Origin of the sequence: Streptomyces sp. RGM 3693 (genome assembly GCF_050471125.1) — a bacterium.
Taxonomy (GTDB): Bacteria; Actinomycetota; Actinomycetes; order Streptomycetales; family Streptomycetaceae; genus Streptomyces.
The window spans coordinates 111,556-134,832 of sequence record NZ_JBMPPQ010000002.1 but is presented as its reverse complement, the minus strand read 5'-3'; the positions used below and the strand labels follow the sequence as shown (position 1 = coordinate 134,832).

Below are 23,277 nucleotides of genomic sequence, written 5' to 3'. Positions count from 1 at the left end.
AAGGCGGACAGCATTGGACACCCCCCGGCCCACTCCCCGGCCCACCTCCCCGCTCACCCTCCGCCGCGACGTCCGGCTCGTCGCCCGCGGCGCGCACCTCTACGTCTGCGCGAGCACCGGCACCCTCCGGGTCCCCGTCCACCTGCCCGGCAACGGCACCGACCGGGGCACGGACCACGGGACGGACCACGGCGCGGACCACGGCGCGGACCACGGCGCGGACCACGGGACGGTCACCCTCGACGCGGTGCCCGAGCGGGTGGCCAAGGGGCTGCGCGCCCGCGGTCTGGCCCATCCCGGGGACGGGCGGCTGCCGCACCCGCTCTACGGGGACGGCGCGGACCGCAGCAGCCGGCCGGTCGCGGTCGCCGGGGACGGCCCGTTGGCCACCGAGGTGGCCGCCCTCCTCACCCGGGCCGGGATGCGGACCGTACCGGCCGACGGCGCCGACCAACCCGTCGCCGCAGTGCTCCCGTTGAGCCTCCCCGAGGACGAACTCCGGCGCTGGACCGGCCTGGTCCTCGACCGGGGCACGCCCCTCGTGACGTATCTGAGCACCCCGACGCGGCTGCTGCTCGCCACCCTCGCCCCGCCGCGCACGCCCTGCCCGGTCTGCCTCGTGCGGCGGATCCGGGCCAACCACACCTGGCAGCCGGTGGCCGGTCTGCCGCTGGACCTGCTGCTGGGCGCGGCGGAGAGCGAGGCGTGGCCGACCACCGCCGTCGCGGCCGGGGCGGTGGCCCATGAGGTCCTCACCGCGCTCGCCGCCCCCGAGGCGCCCACCGGCCCCCCGGAACTGACCGAACTCGACCACGCCACCTGGGAACGCACCCCGCACACCCTGTTCCACACCCCCGGCTGCCCCGCATGCGGCCCCGCCGCCGTACCGCCCAAGCGTGACGAGACGGCCACCGTGGACGCCCGGGAGAGCTGGCGGCTGATGCGCGGCGCGGTCGACCCGCTGACCGGGCTGGTGCCCGAACTGCGGGTGGACGGGACGGACGGCCCGGAGGGCGGTACCACCTACGCGCGGACCGCCGGGATGATCACCACCACGTGGTTCTCCCCGGTGGCGGCCGAGGCCCGCGGCGGGGCGGTCAAGAGCGACCCGGTCAACGCCCGGGTCTGTGCGGTGGGCGAGACCCTGGAACGGTACGCGGCCGGGGTGTACGACCCCGACCGGTTCGTCCGCGCCACCCTCGCCGAACTCGGCGACACGGCGGTCGACCCGCGCAGCCTGCCGCTGGGCTCCGCCAAGGAGTACGCCGCACAGCGCCGTTACGCGCCCTTCGACCCCGACGTGGCGATCGACTGGGTGGCGGGGACGTCCCTGACCACCGGCCGCCCGCGGTACCTCCCCGCCTGCGCGGTCTACCTGCCCTACCGCTTCCCGCGCGCCCACAAGCCGTGGTTCGACCCGATCTCCACCGGGCTGGCGGCCGGCGGCTCGTACCACCACGCCGTCCTCGGCGGCCTGATGGAGAGCGTCGAACGCGACGCCACCCTGGTCTTCTGGGAGAACCGGCTCACCCTGCCCAGCCTCGACCTGACCGACCTCCCCGACGGGCCCGCCCGGCGCATCGTCGACCGGATCACCGCCGAGGGCGCGACCGTCACCTGCAAGGACCTCACCACCGACCTGGGCATCCCGGCCGTCGCCGTGCGCTTCGCCGAGGGCACCGCGCAGCGGCCGATCGTGGTGCACGCCGCCCGCGCCGACCTCGACCCGCACACCGCGCTGCTGGGCGCGCTGGAGGAGGCGTGCCTGTGCCGGACCGGCGCCGGCATCTGGCTCGCAGAGGGCGAAGTGCCGGCCGCCGACGCCGCGTTGAGCAGCCTCAGCGAGTTCTGCCTCTACTACTGCGCGCCGGAGCGGCAGCACCACCTCGCCTTCTGGGCGGACGGCCCGCGGCACCCGCTGCCCGCGGCCCGGCCGGCCGGCAGCTTCCAGGACGACGTCGCCGAGGCGGTCCGCCGGCTCGCCGCCCGCGGCCACGAGGCGATCGCCGTCGACCTCACCCCCATCGACGTGGCCGAATGCGGGGTCAGCGTGGTCCGCACGGTCGTCCCGGGCCTGTGTCCGCTCACCCTCCGCAGCGACTTCCACCGGCGCGGCGGCCCCCGGGTCCGCCACGCCCCGGTCGCGATGGGCGTCCGCACCACCGCACTGACGGAGGACCAACTCAACCCGTGGCCACTGCCGTTCCTGTGACGCCCGCCGACCGCCACCCCTCGACCGCCGACGACCTGCCGGAGGGCGGGAACCACCCCATGGACGACACCACGGTCCACAACGCCCCGAGCGCGCTGAACGGCGCACCCGACGACACCGCGTACCACTACCGCCGCAACCCCGACCTGCTGCTGGAGTGGGCGGACGGCGGCGGCCCGGTCCTCGTCGACTGCGGCAGCTGGCGGAAGTTCGCCGCCAAGCCCGCCCTCGTCGACCTCCTCAACCAACTCGACCGCCCGCAGACCGCCGACCAACTCCGTACCCGCTGGCGGCACTCCGCCCCCGGCGGCGACGTACTTGCGCTGCTGGCCCGGCTCACCGCGGCCGGCATCCTCCAGCGCTGCGGCCCGCCCGCGCCGGACGCGGCGGAGAACGGCACCAGGGGCCCCGGCGCCGGCTGGACCCCGTACGAACGCGCCGTCCACGCCCGGTCGGGCCACGGTCCGGACGTCGCCGCCGGCCGGGGCACCCCGCCACCGGCCCGCCTCCACCACCCCGAGGCCGACGCGGTGATCGCCCTCCCCGACGGCGCCGACGCCCCCAGCCGCCCGCTGGCCGACGTCCTGGCCGCGCGCCGCAGCGTCCGCGGCTACGCCCCCGACCCCGTCCCGCTGCCGCTGCTCGGCGCCCTACTGGCCCGCGCCGCCCGGGTCCGCGGCCACCTGGCGCCTCGGTCGTACCAGCAGACCCAGCGCCCGGCACCCTCCGGCGGCGCCCGCCACAGCCTGGAGATCTACCTACTGGCCCGGGCCGTCGAGGGCCTGCCCGCCGGCGCCCACCACTACGACCCGTTCGCGCACACCCTGCACCGGCTCACCCCCTGGACCGACGAGCTGGCCGCCTTCCAGCAGCGGACCGTCACCGACCCCGCGCTGCTGGATTCCGCACCCCCGGTCAGCCTCTGCCTGGTCTCCTTGGCGGCCCGCACCACCTGGAAGTACGAGGGCATGGCCCTCAGCCTCATCTACCGCGACACCGGCTGCCTGATGCAGACCCTCTCCCTGACCGCCACCGACCTGGGTCTGGCCTCCTGCCTCACCGGCCGCATGGAGGCCCCCCTCACGGCCCCCTTCCTCCCCGCACACCACCGCGCCCACCTCAGCCACGTCGGCAACCTGGCCCTCGGCCTCCCCACGAGCCCCCCAGCGGCCCCAGAGGTCACCCCGCTCGACCTCTGACGCCGGGCCGTAGGGGATCCAGGGCTACCGCGTCCGCCCGGCCGAAGCGTTCGACCTGTCCCGCCCGTCACTTCCCGGCGGCGGGGAATTCCGCTTCGAGGACGGCGAAGAACGCGTCGAGCGGGTTGACCCAGTCGCCGTTCACGTTGCAGACGACCAGGCGCTTGCCGTCGCGGGTGCCCATCACGTACGTCCACGAGCCGTTGAGGGCGCCGCCGCCGCCGAAGACGGTGACCCCGTTGGGGAGCGTCTGCTCGAAGGTGCCCATGCCGTAGCGCGTGTCGGGGATCCAGCCCGCGCCCTCGGTGGAGACGGTGGCCCACATCTCCGCCTGTAGGGCAGGCGAGAAGAGTTCGCCGCCGAGCAGGGCGGCGAAGAAGCGGCCCAGGTCGCCGGTGGAGGAGACGATGCCGCCCGCGGCCCAGCCCAGGGACGAGTTCAGCTCGGTGACGTCGTAGACCTGGGCGTCGGGGTCACCGGCCGGCAGTTTGGTGTACATGCGCGAGTGCGGCCCGGCGATGATGGTCTCGGTGCCGGGGAGGTAGGTCCCGGTCAGGCCGAGCGGGCGGAAGAGCAGGCGGGAGAGCTCCTCGGCGTAGGTGCTGCCGCTGGCCCGTTCGATGATCAGGCCGAGGAGCATGTAGTTGGCGTTGGAGTAGCGGAAGGCGGTGCCCGGCGCGTAGTAGGGCGGGTACTTCATGCCGATCCGCACGAGCTCTTCGGGGGTCCACTGGTCGAACCGGTGCTTGAGGTAGTCGGTGCTGATGTAACGGTTCATCATGTCCGGGTCATCGAAGGCGTAGTTGACCAGGCCGCTGGTCTGCTGCAGCAGGTGCCGGACGGTGATCAGGCGCCCGTTGTTGCCGTTGCCCTGGACCAGGCCGGGCAGCCAGTGCTCCACGGTGTCGTCCAGGCGCAGCCGGTGCTCGTCCACGAGCTTGAAGACCACGGTGGCGGTGAACGCCTTGGTGAGGCTGCCGATGTGGAACTGCTCCTCCTGGGTGCGGGCGCGCCCGGTGGCGCGGTCGGCCACGCCGGCCGTGCCGAACCAGCTGCGCCCGCCGTCGCGGACCTCGGCGACGATGCCGGGCAGGCCCGCGGCGACGGCCTGCTCAAGAGCGTCCTGGATCGTGTTCATGGGGTACCCCTCTTCGGATGTGCGAGGCGGTGTCGACCGCGCCGCAACGAGCGTTCAGTACGTACTGAAAGCTACGGTGCATTCACCAAACGGTCAACACTAAATCTCATCCTGACCACTATCTATGCAGGTCACAGACTCATACTGGTGCAATGACCCTGTCGCCGAATGCACCATCACTCACCTCGCTGTTGCAATGATCTGACTCTGAATGCACACTTGGCGCCGGACACCGGAGCGCGAGACAGGGAGAACACCGATGCCGGGAAGCAGGCTCAGTCAGCAAGAACGCCGCACCGTCGCGGCAGGGCTGACCGAAGGGCTCTCCTACACCGAGATCGCCCGGCGCCTGGACCGGCCGACATCGACCATCACCCGGGAGGTGAACCGCAACGGCGGCCCCACCGGCTACCGCGCGGACCAGGCACACCAGGCCACCGAGCGGCGCGCTCGCCGCCACAAGGCCGCCCCGACGCCCCCATCGGCCGAGACCGGGACCGACGGGTCCGAACGGCCGGGGGTGCGCGACTTCGAGAAGGAGTTCACCGCGCTACTGATCCAGACCGGGCTGCCGGCGATGGCCTCCCGGGTGCTCGCCTGCCTGTACGCCGCCGACGCCGGCAGCCGCACCGCCGCGGAACTGGTGCAACGCCTGCGGGTCAGCCCGGCCTCCATCTCCTCCGCCGTGCGCTACCTGGACGAACAGGAACTGATCCGGCGCGAACGCACCCCCGGAAAGCGGCACGAGCGCTACGTCATCGACGACGACGTCTGGTTCCGGGCCATGCTCGCCAGTGCCAACGTCAACGCGCTGCTCGCCGACGCCGCCCACCGAGGAGCCGACACGCTCGGCGCCACCACCCCCTCCGGGCAACGCCTCGCGTCCATGAGCCAGTTCCTCACCCACGTCGGCCGTGACTTGGTCACCTCGGCCACACGCTGGCGGGAAGTCTTCGCGGCCGGGCCGGAGCCGACGCCGGGCGGCCCGACACCCGAGTGAGGACTCAGCCGGCCACGGCACACGCGTACGCGCCGCGACGGCGGTCCAGATCGTCGAGGAGCGCTTCCAGAGTGCGTCCGCCGCCAGCGGCCTTGACCCGAACGAACGGGCGCACGGGGCGCCGCATCAGCACACGCGCTTAACTAGCTTCTGCAACAGTGAAGTTGTGGGCAGTGTCGGAGCAGGCGAACCGCATGCGCACGGGCCACTGAACCGCTACCGGACTCGGCCGGGGCATGACGAGGGAAGAGGCGATCATGGGCGAACTGGACGGCAGGACCGCACTGGTCACGGGCGGCTCGCGCGGGATCGGGCGCGCGGTCGCCCTGCGACTCGCCGCCGAGGGGGCGCTGGTCGCGGTCCACTACGGCGGCAACGACGCGGCCGCCGCGGAGACCGTGGCGAAGATAGCCGAGACCGGTGGCCGGGCGTTCGCGGTGCAGGCCCGCTTCGGCGAGAGCGGTGCGGTGGACCGACTGTTCGAAGGGCTCATCGCCGGACTGGCGGACCACGGCGCGGACGGCCTGGACATCCTGGTCAACAATGCGGGCATCCACTCGGTCACGTCGATCGGGAAGCTCACCGAGGAGGAGTTCGAGCGGCTGCTGGCGGTCAACGTGAGCACGCCGATCTTCGTGGTCCAGCGGGCCCTGCCGCTGCTGCGGGACGGCGGACGGATCGTCAACATGGGCTCCGCGGCCACCCGGATCGCGAACCCCGCCCAGATCGGCTACACCGTCACCAAGGCGGCGCTGGCGGCGCTCGGCCCGTCGCTTGCCAACGAACTGGGCCGGCGTGGGATCACCGTGAACACGGTCGAACCCGGGGTGGTGCTGACCGACCTGATCGCCCCCTACACCGCGGTTCCCGGGGCGGTCGCCGGACTTGAGGCGATCACCGCGCTCGGACGGATCGGCGAACCGGAGGACGTCGCAGACGTAGTGGGCTTCCTCGCGGGGTCGCAGGGGCGCTGGGTGACCGGCCAGACCATCGACGTCTCCGGCGGTACCTACCTCGGACCGATCGCGGCCGAGTGAGCCGCCCGGGGCGCGGCCATGCGGCATTCCGTGAGACCGCGCCCGACGCGACTGCCTCTCCCGCTCACTGAGCGGCCGACAGGTCAAAAACCCGTCGTGAAACGGTCACGCCGCGACATCACCACGGCCAGCACCCCAATGGCGATCAACGACCAGCCACCCGAGACCGGTTCCAGCACCGCCACCGGGATTCCCAGCGTCAGCAGGATCCATCCGGTCTCCGCGGGCACCGTGCCCGTAACGATCACGGACCTCCTGGCAAGGAGTCCGAGACCGAAGAAGGCAATCCCGCTGACCATGAACCACAGGGCCGTCATGCGGGCGTCGTCGTCGTTGCGGACCGTGTTCCACAGCCCGTCGGAGACGATGCCGCTCCAGTGCGAGTAGGCGGCGACGACGCCCACCGTCATGTGCACCACGGCGGCAGCGAGCATCAGGCGGGGCACCCAGCGGCGGAGACCTCTGGCGTTGGACTGACGGGATTCCGGGCGTGCGGAGGCATTCATGACGCTGTGTTCCTTCCGGATGGGGGCCTACCTCGGTTGCCTGCCGAGTCAGGAGGCCGGCCGGTCCAGCAGCGGCATCAGCAACTCGTACATGCCGCGCAGCTCTGATTTCGGGAGCGGGGGCAGGAGGTGCTCTGCCCCGACCAACAGCAGATAGAGCAGCTTGGCCATTTGGTCCGGTCGGCCGTGACCGGCCTGTTCGCACAGCTCACGCAGATATCCGATGCGGGTCGCGTCGACACGCTCCTGCACCCGCGCCGCTTCCGGATCCTGTTTCGCCCAGGCCCGCATCGCGACCTCCAGCGAGGGGCCGGCCGCCTTGGTCGCCTCCGCCATGAGCCTGTCCAGCCGCTCCCGGGCCGGCAGTGCGTCGGACGCTTCCACTCCGTTGATGATCGTCGTGGTGCACTTGGCCTCGAAGTGGTCGAGCAGTCGAGTCCGATACTTCGGCATCGATCCGAAGTGGTGGTAGAAGGCGCCCTTCGACATGCCCATCCGCTCGCACAGCCGCTCCAGCGTGACCGCCGGGGCACCCTGCTCCGCCAGCAGCGTCAAGCCTTGGTCCAGCCACGCCGATCTCTCCGCGCTCACCCTGCCCCGCCTCTCCATACCAAAATGTTTGGTATGGAGAGACTAGCAGGGCGCGTGCGACAGCAAGGGGAGGCCGAGTCGAACTCTCAGGATCCGGCGGAGCCGACAACCCGTGAGCCTGCCGCTGTGGGCACCCTCCCGGCGCCGCAGTGGGGCGATCCTCCCCGTGCGGCACCAACTTCGTTGGCGTTCAGGGGAGTTGGGGGAGTTGGGAGAGGCGGGACGGTTGCCGTGGTGGCGGGTCGGCGCGCAGCACCACGCACAACACCCCCCTGATCTGCGTTTCCGCAGTTCAGGGGGGTGTTATTGGCGGTAGCGGAGGGATTTGAACCCTCGGTGACTTGCGCCACACTCGCTTTCGAGGCGAGCTCCTTCGGCCGCTCGGACACGCTACCGAGAGAGAGCTTAGCCCAAAGGCCCCCGTGCGCCGAAATCGGATTGCCGGGTGTGGGGCGCGGGCGGGTCAGCGGTCGCGGAAGAAAGCGGTGAGCAGGGCGGCGCAGTCGGTTTCCAGGACGCCGGCGATGACCTCGGGGCGGTGGTTGAGGCGGCGGTCGCGGACCACGTCCCAGAGGGAGCCGACGGCGCCGGCCTTGGCGTCGCGGGCGCCGTAGACGACCCGGTCGACGCGGGACAGGACGATTGCGCCGGCGCACATCGTGCAGGGTTCGAGGGTGACGAGCAGGGTGCAGCCGGTGAGCCGCCATTCCCCGTGGGCGCGGGCGGCGGCGCGGAGGGCGAGGACTTCGGCGTGGGCGGTGGGGTCGCCGGTGGCCTCGCGTTCGTTGTGGCCGGTGCCCAGGACCGTGCCGTCGGCGGACAGCACGACGGCGCCCACCGGGACGTCACCGGTCCCGGGGGCGCGGGCGGCCTCCGCCAGCGCCCGGCGCATCGGCCCGGTCCAGGGGTCGCGCAGCGGGTCGGGTGCGGGGGAGGGGAGGGAGGCGGGCGGAGGGACGGTCATGTCCCCAGTGTCGGGGACGGGGCGGTGAGGTGGGGCCGGGCCCGGGGTGCGTGGGCCCGGCGGGGTCAGCGGACGGCTTCCAGGAGCTCGGAGCAGCCCAGGGCGTCGGCGATCTCGCCGAGGGCGTCGCCGTCGAGGGCCAGCAGTTGCCGCTCGCTGACGCCGACGTCCTCCAGGAGTTTGGGGTCGCCGAGCGGGCCGCGGGCCACGGGTGCCTCGTCGGTCTCCGCGCTCTCGGGGTCCTCGTCCTCCCTTTCCGGTTCGCCGTCCTCGGTGCCGTCCAGGTCGAGGAGGTCGAGGTCGTCCTCGTCGCTGTCGTCACGGCCGAGGAGCTCGTCGGTCAGCATCGCGCCGTACGAGCTCCTGGCTGCCATCGCGGCGTTGGAGACGAAGACCCTCGGGTCCTCCTCGCCGTCGACCCGGACGACGCCGAACCAGGCGTCCTCCTGCTCGATGAGGATCACTACCGTGTCGTCGATCGCTGCCGCTCGGGCCAGGTCGGCCAGATCGGTCAGCCTTTCCACATTGTCGAGCTCTGTATCGCTCGCTTCCCACCCGTCTTCGGTGCGCGCGAGCAGTGCGGTGAAATACACCGTGACTCTCCCACTGGTCAGGGGCGTGCCGGGCCGGGCGGGGCGGGGCTGCACGCCGCTGCTTCCCGCCCCTTCGGAATCGTGGCAGAAACATCGCGTCTGCGCGGTGTCTTCGGCGCTGCGTCGTGCGGACGTTGTGAGAGATGTCGCTCACGTGCCGGAGCGTGGGCGGCGCACGGCGGGCGCCGGGGCCTGGTGGCTCGGTTAATGTCGATGTCATGCGGATCCACGTCGTCGACCACCCGCTGGTGGCGCACAAACTCACCACTCTGCGCGACAAGCGCACCGACTCCCCGACTTTCCGGCGGCTCGCCGACGAGCTGGTCACCCTGCTCGCCTACGAGGCCACCCGTGATGTGCGCACCGAGCAGGTCGACATCGAGACGCCGGTGACGGCGACCACCGGCGTGCGGCTGTCGCACCCCCGTCCCCTGGTCGTGCCGATCCTGCGGGCCGGGCTGGGCATGCTGGACGGCATGGTCCGGCTGCTGCCCACCGCCGAGGTCGGCTTCATGGGCATGGTGCGCAACGAAGAGACCTACGAGGCGCACACGTACGCCACGCGGATGCCTGACGACCTGTCGGGGCGGCAGGTGTACGTCGTCGACCCGATGCTGGCCACCGGCGGCACGCTGGTCGCGGCGATCAAGGAACTGATCAAGCGCGGTGCGGACGACGTCACCGCGATCTGCCTGCTGGCCGCGCCCGAGGGCGTCGAGGTCATGGAGCGCGAGCTGGCCGGTACGCCGGTGACGGTGGTCACCGCCGCCGTCGACGAGATGCTGAACGAGAACCGCTACATCGTGCCGGGCCTGGGCGACGCGGGCGACCGGATGTACGGCACGGCCGGCTGAGCCAGAGGTGCCCGGGGCGGGAGCGCCCCGATGGGTACCGGTAGACCGCGGGGCCCCGCATCACGTCGTGGTGCGGGGCCCCGCGGCGTTCAGCACTTCGCGGGGACCGGAGCCTGGGCCGGGCGGGACAGCAGGGCCAGGGCCTTGGCGGCGTCCTGCGGGGCGGTGAGCTCCTGGAAGGCGCCGCCGATGATCAGGTCGAGGTCGGCGCCCTTGCGGTCGTCGGTCTTCAGCTGGGCGCCGGCGAGCTGGGTGGCCAGGACCTTCAGCGGGCCGGCGGTGGCGGCCTTGGGGCCGAGCAGTATCCCCGTGCCCGGCACCTTCTTGTCGTAGGCGGCCGGGGCGTTGCCGACCTTTCCGATCTTGAAGCCGCGCTTCTGGAGTTCGTCGGCGGTGCGCTTGGCGAGGCCGGAGCGCGGGGTGGCGTTGTAGACGTTGATGGTCAGTGACGCCGGGGCGGGCGGCTTGGCGGCCGGCGGGGTGGCCTTGGCGTGGCCGGCCGCGGCGCTGTCCGGGCAATGTCTGGTGTCCTGCGCGGCCTGGGCCGTACTGCCCTGGCCGCCGAAGACGTCGATGAGCTGCAGAGTTCCCCAGCCGGCCAGCCCGAGGACACAGGCGCCGGTCACGATGCTGAGGATGATGCGGCGACGGTGGCGGGGGCGGCGCATCCGCGGGTACCTGTCGCCTTTGATGCGGTATTTACCGCCCATTCCTGGAGGCGTCAGCATGCTCATGGCCGCAGCGTAGTGCCGGGCGTGTGCCGTGCCTACTAGATGATCAGTGCGTTGTGTGAGGGAAACCCGAGTGGGCCAATTCGGGTGGCGCCTGCGCCGTGTCGGTGGTTAGGGCGGCGTCCGGTCGTCAGTTGTCGAGTTCGAGCACGCGGGCGTGCAGCACCTGGCGCTGCTGGAGGGCCGCGCGCACCGCGCGGTGCAGGCCGTCCTCCAGATAGAGGTCGCCCTCCCACTTGACGACGTGGGCGAAGAGGTCGCCGTAGAACGTCGAGTCCTCGGCGAGCAGCGTTTCGAGGTCGAGCTGCTGCTTGGTGGTCACCAACTGGTCGAGGCGTACCGGGCGCGGGGCGACGTCCGCCCACTGGCGGGTGCTCTCCCGGCCGTGGTCGGGGTACGGCCGCCCATTTCCGATGCGCTTGAAGATCACACGGAAAGCCTACCGGGCCGGGGGCACCGGGCGCAGCCAGGAAGCGGTGGAGCAAAGGCGATCAATCGCGGCAAAATTGGATCATTGGTGGGTGATGAGCTGGCTGATACGGCACGAACGGGCTATCGCTCGTCCGTCCGCCCGCGTCGGCCGCACGGTGCCCTGAGGGATGGCCGGATCACCACGTCCCGGTGGGCGCCGGGCCTGGTTGCCAGTACGTGACCGCGGCGGCGTCCGGGTCCACCCGGACCGGGGCGCGGCCGTCCACGCCGACCTGGGCGGGGGTGGTGCGGGCGGCCAGGGCGACGCCGAATTGGGACGCCTTTTCGGCCGTGCTGCGCGGGGCGCTCCGACCACCCGATCCGCCGGGCGTGGCGGCGGTGATCACCTCGGCGTGGGCGGTGCCGTCGGGCGGCAGCGCGACCGGGGTGCGCGGTCGGCTGTCCGGGAGGGGCCGGAGGGGGCCGGGACGGCGGTCGCCGAAGTGCAGCAGGGGGTAGGGCTGGGCGGCGAAGGTGCAGGTCCGGTCGGAGATGTTGGTGACGGTGAGCAGCATGCGGCGGGTCCGGTGCGGCTCCGCGCCGGCGTGGAAACGCAGCATGTCGGGCGTGCAGCCGCCCCGGTCGCCGCGGCTGGTCGAGCGGGAGACGGCGCGTGCGGCGGCGTCCGCCCGGTAGCCGGTGCCGTCCTGGCAGGCGGTGAGCGGGAGGGCGGTCGCGGCGGTCAGCGCGACGGCGGCGAGGGTTCGGGCGCGGCGGGCGGCGGTGGTGCACCGGGGCGGGGCCGGCGTCGGGGGTGCGGGCCGGAAGGGCATGGGCACGATTGTCGGGCACGGGAGGACGGGACGGGCAAGGGTCGGTCAGCCAACACTGGGTGTCGCTTTCCCCGTGGGCGGGGGCGAGGCGGACGAGGAGGGGGTGGGGGTGGCGCCGTGCGCCGCGCGGCCGGTGGGGGTGCCGGACGGCCGGGCGGTGGGGACGGGCGGGGTGGTGTTGTGCGGCGGGTGGCCGGAGGGGCGGCCCGGGGAGCTGGGGAGGGGGCCGCGGCCGGGTTCCGTGGACCGGTCCGGGGCGGACGGGGACGGGGACGGGGCCGGCGTGGTGCCGCGCGGGGTCGGCGGGGCCGGGCTCGGCGGGGCGGCCGGCTGCGGCGGGGCCGGCGGGTGGTCGGGGGCGGTGGCGAGGTGTGCGGCGAGGGCGACGACGGCGGCGGTCGCCGCGGCGGCCAGCGGCAGGGCGAGGCGGCGCGGGGAGAGGCGGGTGAGGAAGGCCGGGCGGGGGCGGCGGTTGCGGCGGAGGTGCGGGCCGGGGGGCGCCGCCGGGCGGAGGTCGTGGACGCCGATGGCGTCGGCGCGGGCCGTGAGGGCGCGGCGCAGCCGGTCCTCGACGGGGCGATCCGCGCAGGTGTCCCAGGGGGCGGTGTCGCGGGTACTCAAGACCGTTCCTCCAGGATCTTTTCCAGGGCGTCCAGGGCGCGGCTGGCCAGGGACTTCACCGCGCCGCGGCTGATGCCCAGGGTCGCCGCGATCTCCGCTTCGGTGAGGTCGCCCCAGTAGCGCAGGACCAGCACCTCGCGGCGGCGGGCGGTGAGCCCGCCGAGCGCGGCGAAGACCTCGCGGTGCTCCTCGTCGAGGACCACCCGCTCCTCGGCGGAGGGCGCGTCGGCCTCGTGCGGCGGGGTGTAGTCGCGGGCGGTGCGGCGGCGGCGCAGCACCGAGCGGGCGGCGTTGACCACTGCGGTGCGGAGGTAGGCGAGGGCGTTGTCGACCTCGCCGAGCTGTTCGCCGTGGCGTTTGTAGAGGGCGGCGAACGCGTCCTGGACGACGTCCTCGGCGGTGGCGCGGTCGTCGACGAGGAGGACGGCCAGCCGGACCATTTTCAGCCGGTGGGCGTGGTAGAGCTCGGTGATGGTGGGGCGGGACGGTTCCGGGGGCGGTGCGCCGTCCTGTTCGTACGTCAACTGCCGTGTGGGGACTGGCAGTTGGTGGACGGATGCGGAGTGGCGGGGCGGCGAATCGCGGCGGACGGCGCGCAGCAGGCGGTGCCAGGCGGCGCGCCGGAGCCCCGACAGGGCGAACCCTGTCGGGGCCGGGTGCGGGGCGTAGTGGGCCATCGTTCCCTCGGGCGTACCCGGTCGGGGTCAGGCGCGGTTGCGGCGGACGGCGTAGAGCGCGCCACCGCCCGCGGCGATCAGGACGGCCGCGCCGGCGCCCAGTGCGAGGGTGGTCCCGGAGGAGGCACCGGTCTTGGCGAGTTGCTTGTCGTCACCGCCGGCCGGGGTCGGTGCGGGGCGGCTGCCGGGGCGGCTGGGGACGGGCGAGGGGGTGGCGCTGTGGCCCGGGGGGACCGGCGAGGGGGTGGCGCTGTGGCCCGGGGGGTAGGTGGGGACCGGCGAGGGGCTGCCGCCGTGGCCGGGCGGCTGGGTGGGGACGGGCGACGGGGTGGCGCTGTGGCCCGGGGGCTGGGTGGGGACGGGGGAGGGGCTGGCGCTGGAGGCCGGGCCCGAGGCGAGTGCGGACGCGGGGGCGGCGTAGGCGGTGCCGGTCGTCGAGACGGCGGTGAGCGCTATCGCGGCCAGGAGGCCGGCACCGGCCGAATGGCGCAGCCGGTGGCCGGCGGTACGAGAGGTGCGAGCGGTACGGGACGGGTTCACGGTCGGCTGCTCCAGTTCGTCGACGGTGGCGCCCTAAGGCGCCCTCACCCGAGACGACGTGCGGCCGGGGACGGGGTTGCCGCCCGGGTCGAAAAACTTTTCGCGGGCCAGCACCGCCTCCGCGACCGTACCTCGTGATCCCGTGCGGCTATCCGGCCGCCGCGGGCGAGGGGGGCGGCGCGGTCCCGGTCCCGGTCCCGGCCCCGGTGCTGGTCCCGGTCCCCGGCTCGGGCTCGTGTGCGCAGATGTCGTCGGTGCCGTGCACCGCCCAGGCCGGGAACGGGTCGTCGTCCGTAGTGGGCAGCGGCTCGTCGGGGGCGAGGAGGCAGTCGGCCAGTGCGGCGTGCAGGGGCTCCGGGCGCAGGTCGGTGCCGATGAAGACGAGTTCCTGGCCGGAGGGGCCGGAGGGGCCGAGCGGTTCGAAGGGGTCGAGCGGTTCGGCACGGCCGTCGGTCGCATCCGCCCCAGTCGTGTCCGCCCCGGTTGTGTCCACCCCGGTTGTGTCCACCCCGGTCGGTTCGAAGCGGGCGACGGCGCCGGCCTGGGACCACAGGCCGGTGATGCCGGGCCGGGTGGCGAGGCGGAAGAAGCCCTTGGAGCGGAGGACGTCGCCGTAGTCGCCGCTGTCCAACCGTGTGGTGACGAACTGCCAGAGGCGGCCCGGGTGGAAGGGGCGGTCGGCCCGGAAGACTGTGCTGGAGATGCCGTACTCCTCGGTCTCGGGGACGTGGTCGCCGTTGAGTTCGCGCACCCAGTCGGGTGCCTGTTGGGCGCGTTCGAGGTCGAAGCGGCCGGTGTTCAGGACCTCGGCGAGTGGGACCCGGCCGTGCTGGGCGGGGACGATCCGGGCGGCCGGGTTGAGCCGGGCGAGGGTGGCGCCGAGGCGGTCCGCGGTGGCCGGGTCGACCAGGTCGGTCTTGTTGAGGACGAGGACGTCGGCGAACTCGATCTGGTCCATCAGGAGGTCGCTGACCGTGCGCTCGTCGTCCTCGTACTGGTCCAGGCCGCGCTCGACCAGGGCGTCGCCGCCGGCGAGTTCGGGGAGGAAGTTGGCCGCGTCGACGACCGTGACCATGGTGTCCAGGCGCGCCAGGTCGCCCAGGGTGGCGCCGTCGTCGCGCGGGAAGGCGAAGGTCGCGGCGACCGGCATCGGTTCGGAGATTCCGCTGGATTCGATCAGCAGGTGGTCGAAGCGGCCGGCCCGGGCCAGCCGGTCGACCTCCGTCAGCAGGTCGTCGCGCAGGGTGCAGCAGATGCAGCCGTTGGTCATCTCGACCAGGCGTTCCTCGGTGCGGGAGAGCGCCGCGTCGCCGCCGCGGACCAGCGCGGCGTCGATGTTGACCTCGCTCATGTCGTTGACGATCACGGCGACGCGCAGGCCCTCCCGGTTGCCCAGGACGTGGTTGAGCAGGGTGGTCTTGCCTGCGCCGAGGAAGCCGGAGAGCACGGTGACGGGCAGTCGGGGGTGCGGCACGGCCGGTCAGCCCTTCGGGTCGATCAGGCCGAGCTGGTACGCCTTCACCAGGCGCTGCGGGACCTGGTAGACGGAGCCGTCGATGGTGATCGGCACCAGCTGGGGGGTGCTGGCCTTCCACTGGGCGCGGCGGTGGCGGGTGTTGCTGCGGGAGAGCTTGCGCTTGGGCACGGCCATGGTGGTGGGCCTCCGGGGATCGGGTGGGTGCCGGTCGGAAGGGAGGCTATATGGAAATGGGTACCATTTCCAAGTAGAGTCTCGGTGCAGTGCCAGGGGTCACGGCACGCGGAACGCCCGGGGCGGCCTGTGGGGGCGGCCCCGGGCGTTCACCTGCCCGGATCCGACGGGTCAGTGCGATCGTCGGATTGGCGGATCAGTTCGTCGGATCGGCACGGCGGCTCAGATCGTCGAGGTGTCGATCACGAAGCGGTAGCGGACGTCGCTCGCCAGCACCCGCTCGTACGCCTCGTTGATCTGGTCCGCGCTGATCACCTCGATGTCCGAGGCCAGGCCGTGCTCGGCGCAGAAGTCGAGCATTTCCTGGGTCTCCGCGATGCCGCCGATCAGCGAGCCGGCGATCGACCGGCGGCCGCCGATCAGCGCGAACGGCGCGATGGGCAGCGGCTGCTCGGGGACGCCGAGCTGGACCAGGGTGCCGTTGGTGCGCAGCAGGCCGAGGTAGGCGCCCATGTCCAGGTTGGCCGAGACGGTGTTGACGATCAGGTCGAAGGTGCCGGCCAGCGCCTCGAAGGTGGCCGGGTCGCTGGTCGCGTAGTAGTGGTCGGCGCCGAGCCGCAGGCCGTCGTCCTTCTTGCGGAGCGACTGGCTCAGGACGGTGACCTCCGCACCCATGGCGTGCGCGATCTTGACGCCCATGTGGCCCAGGCCGCCCAGGCCGACCACGGCGACCTTCTTGCCGGGGCCCGCCTGCCAGTGGGCGAGCGGGGAGTAGAGGGTGATGCCGGCGCACAGCAGCGGGGCCGCGGCGTCCAGCGGGAGCGCGTCGGGGATGCGCAGCGCGTAGTTCTCGTCGACGACCACGTGGGTGGCGTAGCCGCCGTAGGTGGTCTCGCCGTTCCGGTCGGTGTCGCCGTAGGTGTTGACGGTGCCGAGCTCGCCGGTGCAGTACTGCTCCAGGCCGGCCCGGCAGTTCTCGCAGGTGCGGCAGGAGTCGACGAAGCAGCCGACGCCGACCCGGTCGCCCACCTGGTAGCGGGTGACCTCGGGGCCGGTCGCGGAGACCACGCCGGCTATCTCGTGGCCGGGGACGATCGGGAAGTTCCCGTTGTCACCCCACTCGGCGCGCACGGTGTGGATGTCGGAGTGGCAGATGCCGGCGAACTTGATGTCGATCAGGATGTCGTGGGCACCCAGCTCGCGGCGCGGGATGGTGGTCCGCTCCAGCGGTGCCTTCGGTGCGGATGCGGCATACGCGGCGACAGAGGTGTGCGTCATGCCACCGAGAATGCGTCGTCCCGCATGTCCTAACCAGTGCACTCTTGAACATATGAATGGTGTGCCTACTACTGACGGAACCACCTTGGGGGGCGGCGAACCCGAAGGGCCCGGTGGTGCGGCGGGCCGGCCGGGGCCCGCCGGTGACCTGGGGGTGGACCGGCGCACCGAGCTGAGCGAGTTCCTGCGCTCGCGGCGGGCCCGACTGCGGCCCGGGGACGTCGGGCTGCCGGAGCGCGGCGGTCACCGTCGGGTGCCGGGACTGCGCCGCGAGGAGCTGGCGCAGCTGGCCGGGGTGAGCGTGGCGTATTACATCAGGCTGGAGCAGGGCCACGGTCCGAACGTCTCGGACGCCGTACTGGACGCGCTCGGCACCGCGCTCCGGTTGACCCCGGCCGAGCGCGACCACCTCCGGCATCTGGTCCGCCCGGTCTCCCGGCGGGTCCGGGCCGCCCGCCAGCCGCAACGGGTCGGGCCCGCGTGCCGGCAGTTGCTGGACGCGCTGGAGCTGGTCCCGGCGTTCGTGGTGGGGCGGCGGCTGGACATCATCGGCTGGAACCGGCTCGGCTGCGCCCTGTTCGGGGACTTCCCGGCGATGCCCCCGGAGCGGCGCAACATGGCCCGGCAGGTCTTCCTGGACCCGGCGGTCCGCGCGCTCTACGTGAACTGGGAGGGCAAGGCGGAGGTGATGGTCGGGCTGCTCCGCCGCGAGCTGGGGCGGATGCCGGACGATCCCGCGCTGACCGGACTGATCACCGAACTGGCCGGGCAGAGCGAGGAGTTCCGGCGGCTGTGGGCCCGGCACGACGTCAAGGACAAGGGCTTCGGCGTGAAGCAGTTGCACCACCCGCTGGTGGGCCCGCTGACGCTGTCCTACGAGTCGCTGGTGGTGGCGGCCGACCCGGAGCAGATGCTGGTCACCCACCACGCCGCGCCGGGCTCGCCGTCCGAGGCGGCGCTGCGGAGGCTGGCGGCGAGCGCGGTGGCGTAGGGGCGGCGGCCCCGCGGTCGGGAGAAGGGCCACCTCGGCTGGCCGGGACGGGTTTCGGTGGGCGCGCCCCGGGGTCCGCGGGGAGTGCGGGAGCCGGGGCGCGCGGGGCGAGGGGCGGCCGGTCGGCCCGTCGGTCCCTCGGCCCGTCGCCCGTAGGCCAGCCGACCAGCCAGTCAGTCGGTCAGTCGGTCACCAGGATGGCGGCGGCGGGGCAGATGGCCGCCGCCTCGCGGACCGCGTCGTGCAGCGCGGTGGGCGGTTCGGGGTCGAGGACGATCACGATGCCGTCCTCCTCCCGCTGGTCGAAGACGTCCGGTGCGGCGAGGACGCAGCTACCGGCGCCGCAGCACTTCTCCTGGTCGGCGTGGATGCGCATGGTGCTCCCAAGTGGTGCGTGGTGGGCGGTGGTTGGGGGTGGTGCGAGGGGGTGAGGGGCGGAGGTCACCAGGCGATCGGCAGGGAGTGGACCCCGTAGATCGCCATGTCGCCGCGGAACGGGATCTCCTCGTACGGGACGGCCAGCCGCAGGGTCGGCAGCCGGCGGATCAGGGTTTCCACGGCGATCTGGAGCTCCACCCTGGCCAGCGGCTGTCCCAGGCACTGGTGGACGCCGAAGCCGAAGGCGACGTGGCGGCGGGCGTCCCGGGCCACGTCGAGGGCGTCGCCGTCGGGGAAGACCTCGGCGTCCCGGTTGGCGGAGTTGAGCATGCACAGGACGCCCTCGCCGGCGCGGATGGTGCGGCCGCCGACGACGACGTCCTCGGTGGCGACCCGAGGGGCGCCGTTGTGCACGATCGTCAGGTAGCGCAGCAGCTCCTCGACGGCGCCCTTGATGAGCGCGGGTTCGGCGCGCAGTCGGGCGAGTTGGTCGGGGTTGCGGAGCAGGGCGAGGGTGGACAGGGCGGTCATGTTGGCGGTCGTCTCGTGGCCGGCGACCAGCAGCAGGCGTCCCATGGTGGCGATCTCGGTGTCGTCGAGTTCGCCGCGGGCGGCCAGCCGGCTGACGATGGCGTCGTCCGGCTTCTCCCGCTTGGCCCGGGCGAGCCGGACGAGGTACTCCAGCAACTCGTCCTGGGCGGCCCGGGTTTCCTCGGGCGTGGAACGCAGGGTGAGCAGGATCCGGCTCCGCTCCTGGAAGAACTCGTGGTCCTCGTAGGGGACGCCGAGCAGCAGGCAGATCACCAGGGACGGCAGCGGCAGTGCGAAGTCGGTGACCAGGTCGCCGGAGGTGCGTCCGGCGGTCATCTGGTCGAGCAGGTCATCGGCGAGGCGTTGCACCTCGGGGCGCATCGCCTCGACCTTCTTGACCACGAACTCGGCGGTGAGCATCCGGCGCAGCCGGGCGTGCTCCGGATCGTCCATGCGGAGGAAGGTCCGGTTGGTGCCGAGGGCCTCGCGGTTGCCGGCGGTGAGGAAGGGGAAGCCGGGGCGGTGGGCGTCGGCGCTGAAGCGCGGGTCGCCGAGCACCGCCCGGACGTTCTGATGGCCCGTCACCAGCCAGCAGGGGGAGCCGTCCCAGAGGGTCGCCCGGGTGACCGGTTCGGCGCGCGCCGCGTCGGTGATGGCGGGGGCGGGGTCGAACGGGCAGCCGGGGGCGCGGCTGGCCGGGACGGTGAGGGGCTTCGGGGGAGCGGTGCGTTCTGCGGTCGTCATGCGGCCGGTCCTTCCGCGTGAGAGTTAATTACCTAACTTAGGTAACTAAGTTGTGGCCACGCTAACGCAGGCCCGGCGGGGGAGGGAAGGACGGATTACGGCCGGCCCGAGGTTGGCTCAAACTGCATGGCGGACGGGCGGAGGAACGGGCGGGTGGACGGAGGAACGGGCGGGCGCGGGGCGGTCCGTGGAGCGATCCGTAGGGCGAACCGCAGGCGGCGTGGTAGCGAGGCCCGATGGCGGCCGGATCCTGGTACGGACCGCGACGGATTCGGGAACCGGTGCCCGCTACAGTGCCCCCATGTCGGACCCCGCGCCCCACCAGGACTCCACCGCCGCCCTGCAAGGGGTGCTGGCCACGCTGTCCTACCTGCTCACCCGCTCGCGGGCGCACGAGCGCCACGCGAGCCAGGCGGGCATCACGGTCGGCCGCTCCGACCTGTATCTGTTGATGGCGCTGGAGGACAGCGGAGGCGTCAGCCGGGTCGGTGACCTGGCGGCGCAGCTGATGGTCGAGCCGCCGCACGTCACCCGGCAGATCAGCCAGTTGGTGGCGCAGGACCTGGTCGAGCGCACCCCGGACGAGATGGACCGGCGGGCCCGCCGGGTCGCGATCACGCCGCACGGCAAGGCCGTCCTGGAGAGCTTCAAGGCGGCCAGACTGGCCGGATTGCGTCAGGCCCTCGGCGATTTCGACGACGCCGAACTGGCCACCACGAAGGCGGTGCTGGACCGCCTCGTGGTCCACGTCCGCGACATGAACACGGAGGAGCCGCGGCCGCGGAGGCGCGGGGCGTAGCGCCCGCGCTCGGGGGCGAGCCGGGTGACGGCCCGCCCCCGGGTGGTGACCGGTGGTGCCGGTGCCGGGCGGTGGCCGGTAGCGCCGCCCGGCGTGCGGGCTACTCGATCTCGACGCGGCCGCTGCGGGCGGTGCCGTTGCCGGTCCCGGTGGACCCCTTCTGGGCGGTGGTGCCGCCGGACGCGTCGGGGGTGCCGAGGTTGCGGCGGACCGAGTCGAGGATGGTCAGGCCCTGGCCGACCAGGCCGGCGGCGATCTCGCCCAGGCCGTCGGTGCCGTTGAGGACGTTGACGTTGGCGTTGGCCAGGCCCGCGGAGGCTTCCTTGACGATCTGCGGGAGCTGGTCGATGAGCATCCGGTCCAGGGCGACCCGGTCGTGCGACGCGGCGGCCTCGGCCTGGATCTTCATCCGCTCGGCCTCGGCCAGGGCCAGCAGCCGGATGCGCTCGGCCTCCGCCTCGGCGGGCTTGACGACCTCGGCGACCAGTTCCTGCTGGCGCAGCTTGGCCGCGCGCTCGGCGAGTTCGGTCTGGGCGGCCAGCACCTCCTGTTGGGCGTGGGCCTGGGCCAGCGGGCCGGCCTGCGCGGCACGGGCTTGGGCGCGGTCCACCTCGGCGTTGTACTCGGCCTGGACCACGGCGGTCTGCCGTTGGTACTCGGCCTGGTTGCGCGCCGCCTCCTGCTGCGCCTCGACCGACGCCTGGGTGGCCTGGGCCTGGGCGATCTGGGCCTGGCGCTGGATGGCGGCCTTGTGCGGGGCGGACATCGCCGCGATGTAGCCGGTGTCGCCGTCGTCGATCGACTGGATCTGCAACGAGTCGACGGTCAGGCCGATCTTGGCCATTTCGGTCTTGGACGTCTCCAGGACCTCGGTGGCCAGCTTCTGCCGTTCGGTGACGATCTCCTCGACCGTCATCGAACCGATGATGGAGCGCAGATGGCCGGCGAAGATCCGGCCGGTCAGGACCGCCATCTGGTCCTGGTCGGACAGGAAGCGCTGGCCGGCGTTGACGATGCTCTCGGTGTCGTTGCCGACCTTGAACGCGATCACGGCGCGCACCGTGAGGCCGATGCCCTGCCTCGTCACGCACTTCTCGGCGACCTCGGCCTCACACATCGCCAGGGTCAGGAAGCGGACCTTGCGGAAGACCGGCAGCACGAACTTGCCGTGGCCGGTCACCACCCGGAAGGGCGCCCCGCCCTGTCCTCGCCTGCCACCGGAGATCAGCATGGCTTGATCAGGGGCAGGAACGCGGTAACCGAACATCACTTGTCTCCTCAACCAGCGTCGCCGGGATCACCGGCCGACGCGTCCAACGGATCGGCCCACTCCATGACGTTGACCTGGCGATTGCCACGGGACTCGATCACGAGCACGGTCGCCCCCACAGGCAGGGGCTCGGGGGACCAGGCGAGGAACGTCTCGGAGCCACCTCGGATCCGCACCAGAACCTCACCGGGTCCGGCAGCTCCACGTGTGCCGATCAGCAGTACTCCGGTACAGCCGATCACGGCTTCATCCCGGGCCATCGACCGCTGCCCTCCCCCGTTCGTTCTTGGATTCTGACCATAGCGCTCCGGCGCGCGGCGGCCTATGGCGGGAGGGCGGCGAGTTGGTGCGCCGTTGAGGTGGTGCGACGAGGAGGCCGGGCGGGGTGCTCCCGGAGCGGTCGGGTGGTGCGCCGGCGCCGGCCCTCGGCCGCGGCGGGCCGCCGGGTCGGGGAGCAGCGGGAGCAGCAGCGACCCGGCGATGTGGATGCTCCTGGTGGACTGGGAGGGGCAGGCGCGGGACCTCGTCGCCCCGTTCCGGGCGGACGCCGGCGAGCGCTTCGGCGATCCACGATGCGATCGACTGACCAAGGAACTCTGCGCGCGGAGCCCTGGGCTCGGCACCTGGTGGCAGGCGCACCACCTCGCGGACTTCGGAAGCACCCGGTGGGCCTTCCTGCATCCGACGGTCGGGGCGCTGACCTTCGACTACGTGAAGCTGGCGGCGCTGGAGGCGCCCGGGATCAAGCTGTTCGCCTGCCTGCCAGCACGACGAGCAGACGCGGGAGAAACTGCCCGCGCTACGGGAGTGCTGACCGGGTCGGCCCGGCCCTGCGGGTCGTCCGCGGGCGCGACGGCCACGGCCTTGAAGAACGTGTAGTGAAAGCTGCCGCCGGGGTCCGCGGAGCGCCGTAGGTCGGTGATGCCGCGGTCCCAGTCGGCGGGCGTGGTCAGCCCGGCGGCGAGGGCCTCGTCCCGGACGGATTCGACCATGGCGAGAAAGGTCCGGCGGGTGAAGCCGTAGACGAGGCCGGGCCGGCTCGCGTCGGCGTAGACGGTGCGCGGCCGGACGGCGACGTCCGCGAAACCGGCAGCGCTGAGGAGGGGGTGCAACTGCCGCCCCATCAGGGCGTTTCCGCCGGCCGCCGCCTGGAGGCGGACCTGGTGGCCGATCACCCGGCGGGCGGCCGGGCTGTCCGGGTGGAAGACGACCGAGCCGTGGTCGCCCTCGATGGCGGTGAGGGTGCCGCCGGGGCGCAGAACGCGGCGCAGTTCGGTCAGGGCGCGGACGGGGTCGGGGAGGTGTTCCAGGACGAAGCAGAGGAAGAGGTGGTCGAAGGAGGCGTCGGGGAAGGGGAGTTGGTGCAGGTCGCCGTGGTGCCAGGTGACCCGGTCCGTCGCGTCCGGGGCGTGCGTCGCCAGGTGGGCGCGGGCCTGGGCGAGGGAGGACGCGGAACGGTCGAGGGCGGCGATGCGGGCGCCCGGGCTGCCGTTCACCAGGTGGACGGTCTGCGCGCCGACGCCGCAGCCGACCTCCAGGACATGGCTCCCGTCCGGATAGGCGGTCCCGGCGTGGAGCAGTGCGGCCAGGGTGTCGGCCTGGTCGCCGAGGCGGCGGGCCTCGTCGTCGGAGTAGCCGTGGACGTAGGCGGGGGAGGCGTGGGCGTCGGTTCGGTGGGCGTAGGCAGGGGAGGCGTGGGCATCGGTTCCGGGCATCTCGGATGGGTGG

At 72.9% G+C, this 23,277-nt stretch carries 26 protein-coding genes, 1 tRNA gene and 1 pseudogene; 8 read left to right on the top strand and 20 right to left on the bottom strand.

Annotated features, from left to right (window positions below):
• The first annotated feature begins 13 nt into the window (after window positions 1-13).
• Entirely contained in the window at window positions 14-2,212 is a 2,199-nt protein-coding gene (locus ACO0M4_RS17830; protein WP_430371580.1) for a YcaO-like family protein, read from the top strand.
• The gene (locus ACO0M4_RS17825; RefSeq protein ID WP_430371578.1) at window positions 2,191-3,411 is read left to right on the top strand and encodes a SagB family peptide dehydrogenase; all 1,221 of its coding nucleotides are present in this window, start codon (window positions 2,191-2,193) and stop codon (window positions 3,409-3,411) included. The genes ACO0M4_RS17830 and ACO0M4_RS17825 overlap by 22 nt, the downstream gene beginning before the upstream one ends.
• 67 nt (window positions 3,412-3,478) lie before the next feature.
• Here ACO0M4_RS17825 and ACO0M4_RS17820 read toward each other — a convergent pair whose 3' ends face one another.
• Window positions 3,479-4,549, bottom strand: a complete 1,071-nt coding sequence (locus tag ACO0M4_RS17820; protein WP_430371577.1) for a serine hydrolase domain-containing protein — start codon at window positions 4,547-4,549, stop codon at window positions 3,479-3,481.
• 259 nt (window positions 4,550-4,808) lie between these two features.
• On the opposite strand from ACO0M4_RS17820, the gene ACO0M4_RS17815 reads away from it, so the two are divergent.
• Window positions 4,809-5,549, top strand: a complete 741-nt coding sequence (locus ACO0M4_RS17815) for a MarR family transcriptional regulator (protein ID WP_430371575.1) — start codon at window positions 4,809-4,811, stop codon at window positions 5,547-5,549.
• Window positions 5,550-5,806: 257 nt separating this feature from the next.
• The gene (locus ACO0M4_RS17810; protein WP_430373834.1) at window positions 5,807-6,586 is read left to right on the top strand and encodes an SDR family NAD(P)-dependent oxidoreductase; all 780 of its coding nucleotides are present in this window, start codon (window positions 5,807-5,809) and stop codon (window positions 6,584-6,586) included.
• Window positions 6,587-6,669: 83 nt separating this feature from the next.
• On the opposite strand, the gene ACO0M4_RS17805 is transcribed toward ACO0M4_RS17810, so the two are convergent.
• The 5 genes from ACO0M4_RS17805 to ACO0M4_RS17785 form a co-directional block, all read right to left on the bottom strand.
• On the bottom strand, window positions 6,670-7,092 hold the full coding sequence (locus ACO0M4_RS17805; RefSeq protein ID WP_430371574.1) for a DUF6463 family protein: 423 nt from the start codon (window positions 7,090-7,092) through the stop codon (window positions 6,670-6,672).
• A gap of 48 nt (window positions 7,093-7,140) precedes the next feature.
• Window positions 7,141-7,683 (bottom strand): TetR/AcrR family transcriptional regulator, encoded by a 543-nt coding sequence (locus ACO0M4_RS17800; protein ID WP_430371573.1) that lies wholly within the window; start codon window positions 7,681-7,683, stop codon window positions 7,141-7,143.
• 307 nt (window positions 7,684-7,990) lie between these two features.
• Window positions 7,991-8,078: transfer RNA gene (locus tag ACO0M4_RS17795), tRNA-Ser, on the bottom strand.
• Window positions 8,079-8,146: 68 nt separating this feature from the next.
• Window positions 8,147-8,647 (bottom strand): tRNA adenosine(34) deaminase TadA, encoded by a 501-nt coding sequence (gene tadA, locus ACO0M4_RS17790; protein ID WP_430371571.1) that lies wholly within the window; start codon window positions 8,645-8,647, stop codon window positions 8,147-8,149.
• Between the two features lie 65 nt (window positions 8,648-8,712).
• Window positions 8,713-9,240, bottom strand: a complete 528-nt coding sequence (locus ACO0M4_RS17785) for a hypothetical protein (protein WP_430373833.1) — start codon at window positions 9,238-9,240, stop codon at window positions 8,713-8,715.
• Between the two features lie 218 nt (window positions 9,241-9,458).
• Between ACO0M4_RS17785 and upp the strand changes: the two genes are divergently transcribed.
• Window positions 9,459-10,094, top strand: a complete 636-nt coding sequence (gene upp / locus ACO0M4_RS17780; RefSeq protein ID WP_430371570.1) for a uracil phosphoribosyltransferase — start codon at window positions 9,459-9,461, stop codon at window positions 10,092-10,094.
• An 89-nt stretch (window positions 10,095-10,183) separates the two neighbouring features.
• Here upp and ACO0M4_RS17775 read toward each other — a convergent pair whose 3' ends face one another.
• The 9 genes from ACO0M4_RS17775 to ACO0M4_RS17735 form a co-directional block, all read right to left on the bottom strand.
• Window positions 10,184-10,828 carry a LytR C-terminal domain-containing protein gene (locus ACO0M4_RS17775; RefSeq protein ID WP_430371569.1) on the bottom strand — a complete coding sequence of 215 codons (645 nt, stop codon included), beginning with the start codon at window positions 10,826-10,828 and terminating at the stop codon, window positions 10,184-10,186.
• A gap of 127 nt (window positions 10,829-10,955) precedes the next feature.
• Window positions 10,956-11,255 (bottom strand): type II toxin-antitoxin system VapB family antitoxin, encoded by a 300-nt coding sequence (locus ACO0M4_RS17770; RefSeq protein WP_016572550.1) that lies wholly within the window; start codon window positions 11,253-11,255, stop codon window positions 10,956-10,958.
• Between the two features lie 178 nt (window positions 11,256-11,433).
• On the bottom strand, window positions 11,434-12,069 hold the full coding sequence (locus ACO0M4_RS17765) for a DUF4232 domain-containing protein (protein ID WP_430371568.1): 636 nt from the start codon (window positions 12,067-12,069) through the stop codon (window positions 11,434-11,436).
• Window positions 12,070-12,114: 45 nt separating this feature from the next.
• The gene (locus ACO0M4_RS17760; RefSeq protein WP_430371567.1) at window positions 12,115-12,690 is read right to left on the bottom strand and encodes a hypothetical protein; all 576 of its coding nucleotides are present in this window, start codon (window positions 12,688-12,690) and stop codon (window positions 12,115-12,117) included.
• Complete coding sequence (locus tag ACO0M4_RS17755; RefSeq protein ID WP_430371566.1) at window positions 12,687-13,367, bottom strand: RNA polymerase sigma factor; 681 nt, start codon at window positions 13,365-13,367, stop codon at window positions 12,687-12,689. Before ACO0M4_RS17755 ends, ACO0M4_RS17760 begins: the two co-directional genes overlap by 4 nt.
• 27 nt (window positions 13,368-13,394) lie before the next feature.
• Window positions 13,395-13,907 carry an LPXTG cell wall anchor domain-containing protein gene (locus ACO0M4_RS17750; RefSeq protein ID WP_430371565.1) on the bottom strand — a complete coding sequence of 171 codons (513 nt, stop codon included), beginning with the start codon at window positions 13,905-13,907 and terminating at the stop codon, window positions 13,395-13,397.
• A gap of 148 nt (window positions 13,908-14,055) precedes the next feature.
• Window positions 14,056-15,381, bottom strand: a complete 1,326-nt coding sequence (locus tag ACO0M4_RS17745; protein ID WP_430371564.1) for a GTP-binding protein — start codon at window positions 15,379-15,381, stop codon at window positions 14,056-14,058.
• Between the two features lie 6 nt (window positions 15,382-15,387).
• The gene (gene rpmF, locus ACO0M4_RS17740) at window positions 15,388-15,558 is read right to left on the bottom strand and encodes a 50S ribosomal protein L32 (RefSeq protein ID WP_430371563.1); all 171 of its coding nucleotides are present in this window, start codon (window positions 15,556-15,558) and stop codon (window positions 15,388-15,390) included.
• A 222-nt stretch (window positions 15,559-15,780) separates the two neighbouring features.
• Complete coding sequence (locus ACO0M4_RS17735; protein WP_430371561.1) at window positions 15,781-16,836, bottom strand: NAD(P)-dependent alcohol dehydrogenase; 1,056 nt, start codon at window positions 16,834-16,836, stop codon at window positions 15,781-15,783.
• An 85-nt stretch (window positions 16,837-16,921) separates the two neighbouring features.
• Here ACO0M4_RS17735 and ACO0M4_RS17730 point away from each other — a divergent pair, with 85 nt between their 5' ends.
• Window positions 16,922-17,827, top strand: a complete 906-nt coding sequence (locus ACO0M4_RS17730) for a helix-turn-helix transcriptional regulator (RefSeq protein WP_430371560.1) — start codon at window positions 16,922-16,924, stop codon at window positions 17,825-17,827.
• Between the two features lie 181 nt (window positions 17,828-18,008).
• On the opposite strand, the gene ACO0M4_RS17725 is transcribed toward ACO0M4_RS17730, so the two are convergent.
• On the bottom strand, window positions 18,009-18,203 hold the full coding sequence (locus ACO0M4_RS17725) for a ferredoxin (RefSeq protein WP_430371558.1): 195 nt from the start codon (window positions 18,201-18,203) through the stop codon (window positions 18,009-18,011).
• Between the two features lie 65 nt (window positions 18,204-18,268).
• Entirely contained in the window at window positions 18,269-19,480 is a 1,212-nt protein-coding gene (locus tag ACO0M4_RS17720) for a cytochrome P450 (RefSeq protein WP_430371556.1), read from the bottom strand.
• Window positions 19,481-19,781: 301 nt separating this feature from the next.
• Here ACO0M4_RS17720 and ACO0M4_RS17715 point away from each other — a divergent pair, with 301 nt between their 5' ends.
• Window positions 19,782-20,279, top strand: a complete 498-nt coding sequence (locus ACO0M4_RS17715; RefSeq protein WP_430371555.1) for a MarR family winged helix-turn-helix transcriptional regulator — start codon at window positions 19,782-19,784, stop codon at window positions 20,277-20,279.
• Between the two features lie 100 nt (window positions 20,280-20,379).
• On the opposite strand, the gene ACO0M4_RS17710 is transcribed toward ACO0M4_RS17715, so the two are convergent.
• Entirely contained in the window at window positions 20,380-21,546 is a 1,167-nt protein-coding gene (locus ACO0M4_RS17710) for an SPFH domain-containing protein (protein WP_430371554.1), read from the bottom strand.
• A gap of 11 nt (window positions 21,547-21,557) precedes the next feature.
• Window positions 21,558-21,809: a hypothetical protein gene (locus ACO0M4_RS17705; protein WP_430371553.1), complete on the bottom strand. Its 252-nt coding sequence runs from the start codon at window positions 21,807-21,809 to the stop codon at window positions 21,558-21,560.
• A 64-nt stretch (window positions 21,810-21,873) separates the two neighbouring features.
• Here ACO0M4_RS17705 and ACO0M4_RS17700 point away from each other — a divergent pair.
• Window positions 21,874-22,269: pseudogene (locus ACO0M4_RS17700) on the top strand (hypothetical protein); the annotation flags it as partial.
• Here ACO0M4_RS17700 and ACO0M4_RS17695 read toward each other — a convergent pair.
• On the bottom strand, window positions 22,257-23,264 hold the full coding sequence (locus ACO0M4_RS17695) for a methyltransferase domain-containing protein (RefSeq protein WP_430371551.1): 1,008 nt from the start codon (window positions 23,262-23,264) through the stop codon (window positions 22,257-22,259). The pseudogene ACO0M4_RS17700 and the gene ACO0M4_RS17695 sit on opposite strands and share 13 nt — an antisense overlap.
• Between the last annotated feature and the right edge of the window lie 13 nt (window positions 23,265-23,277).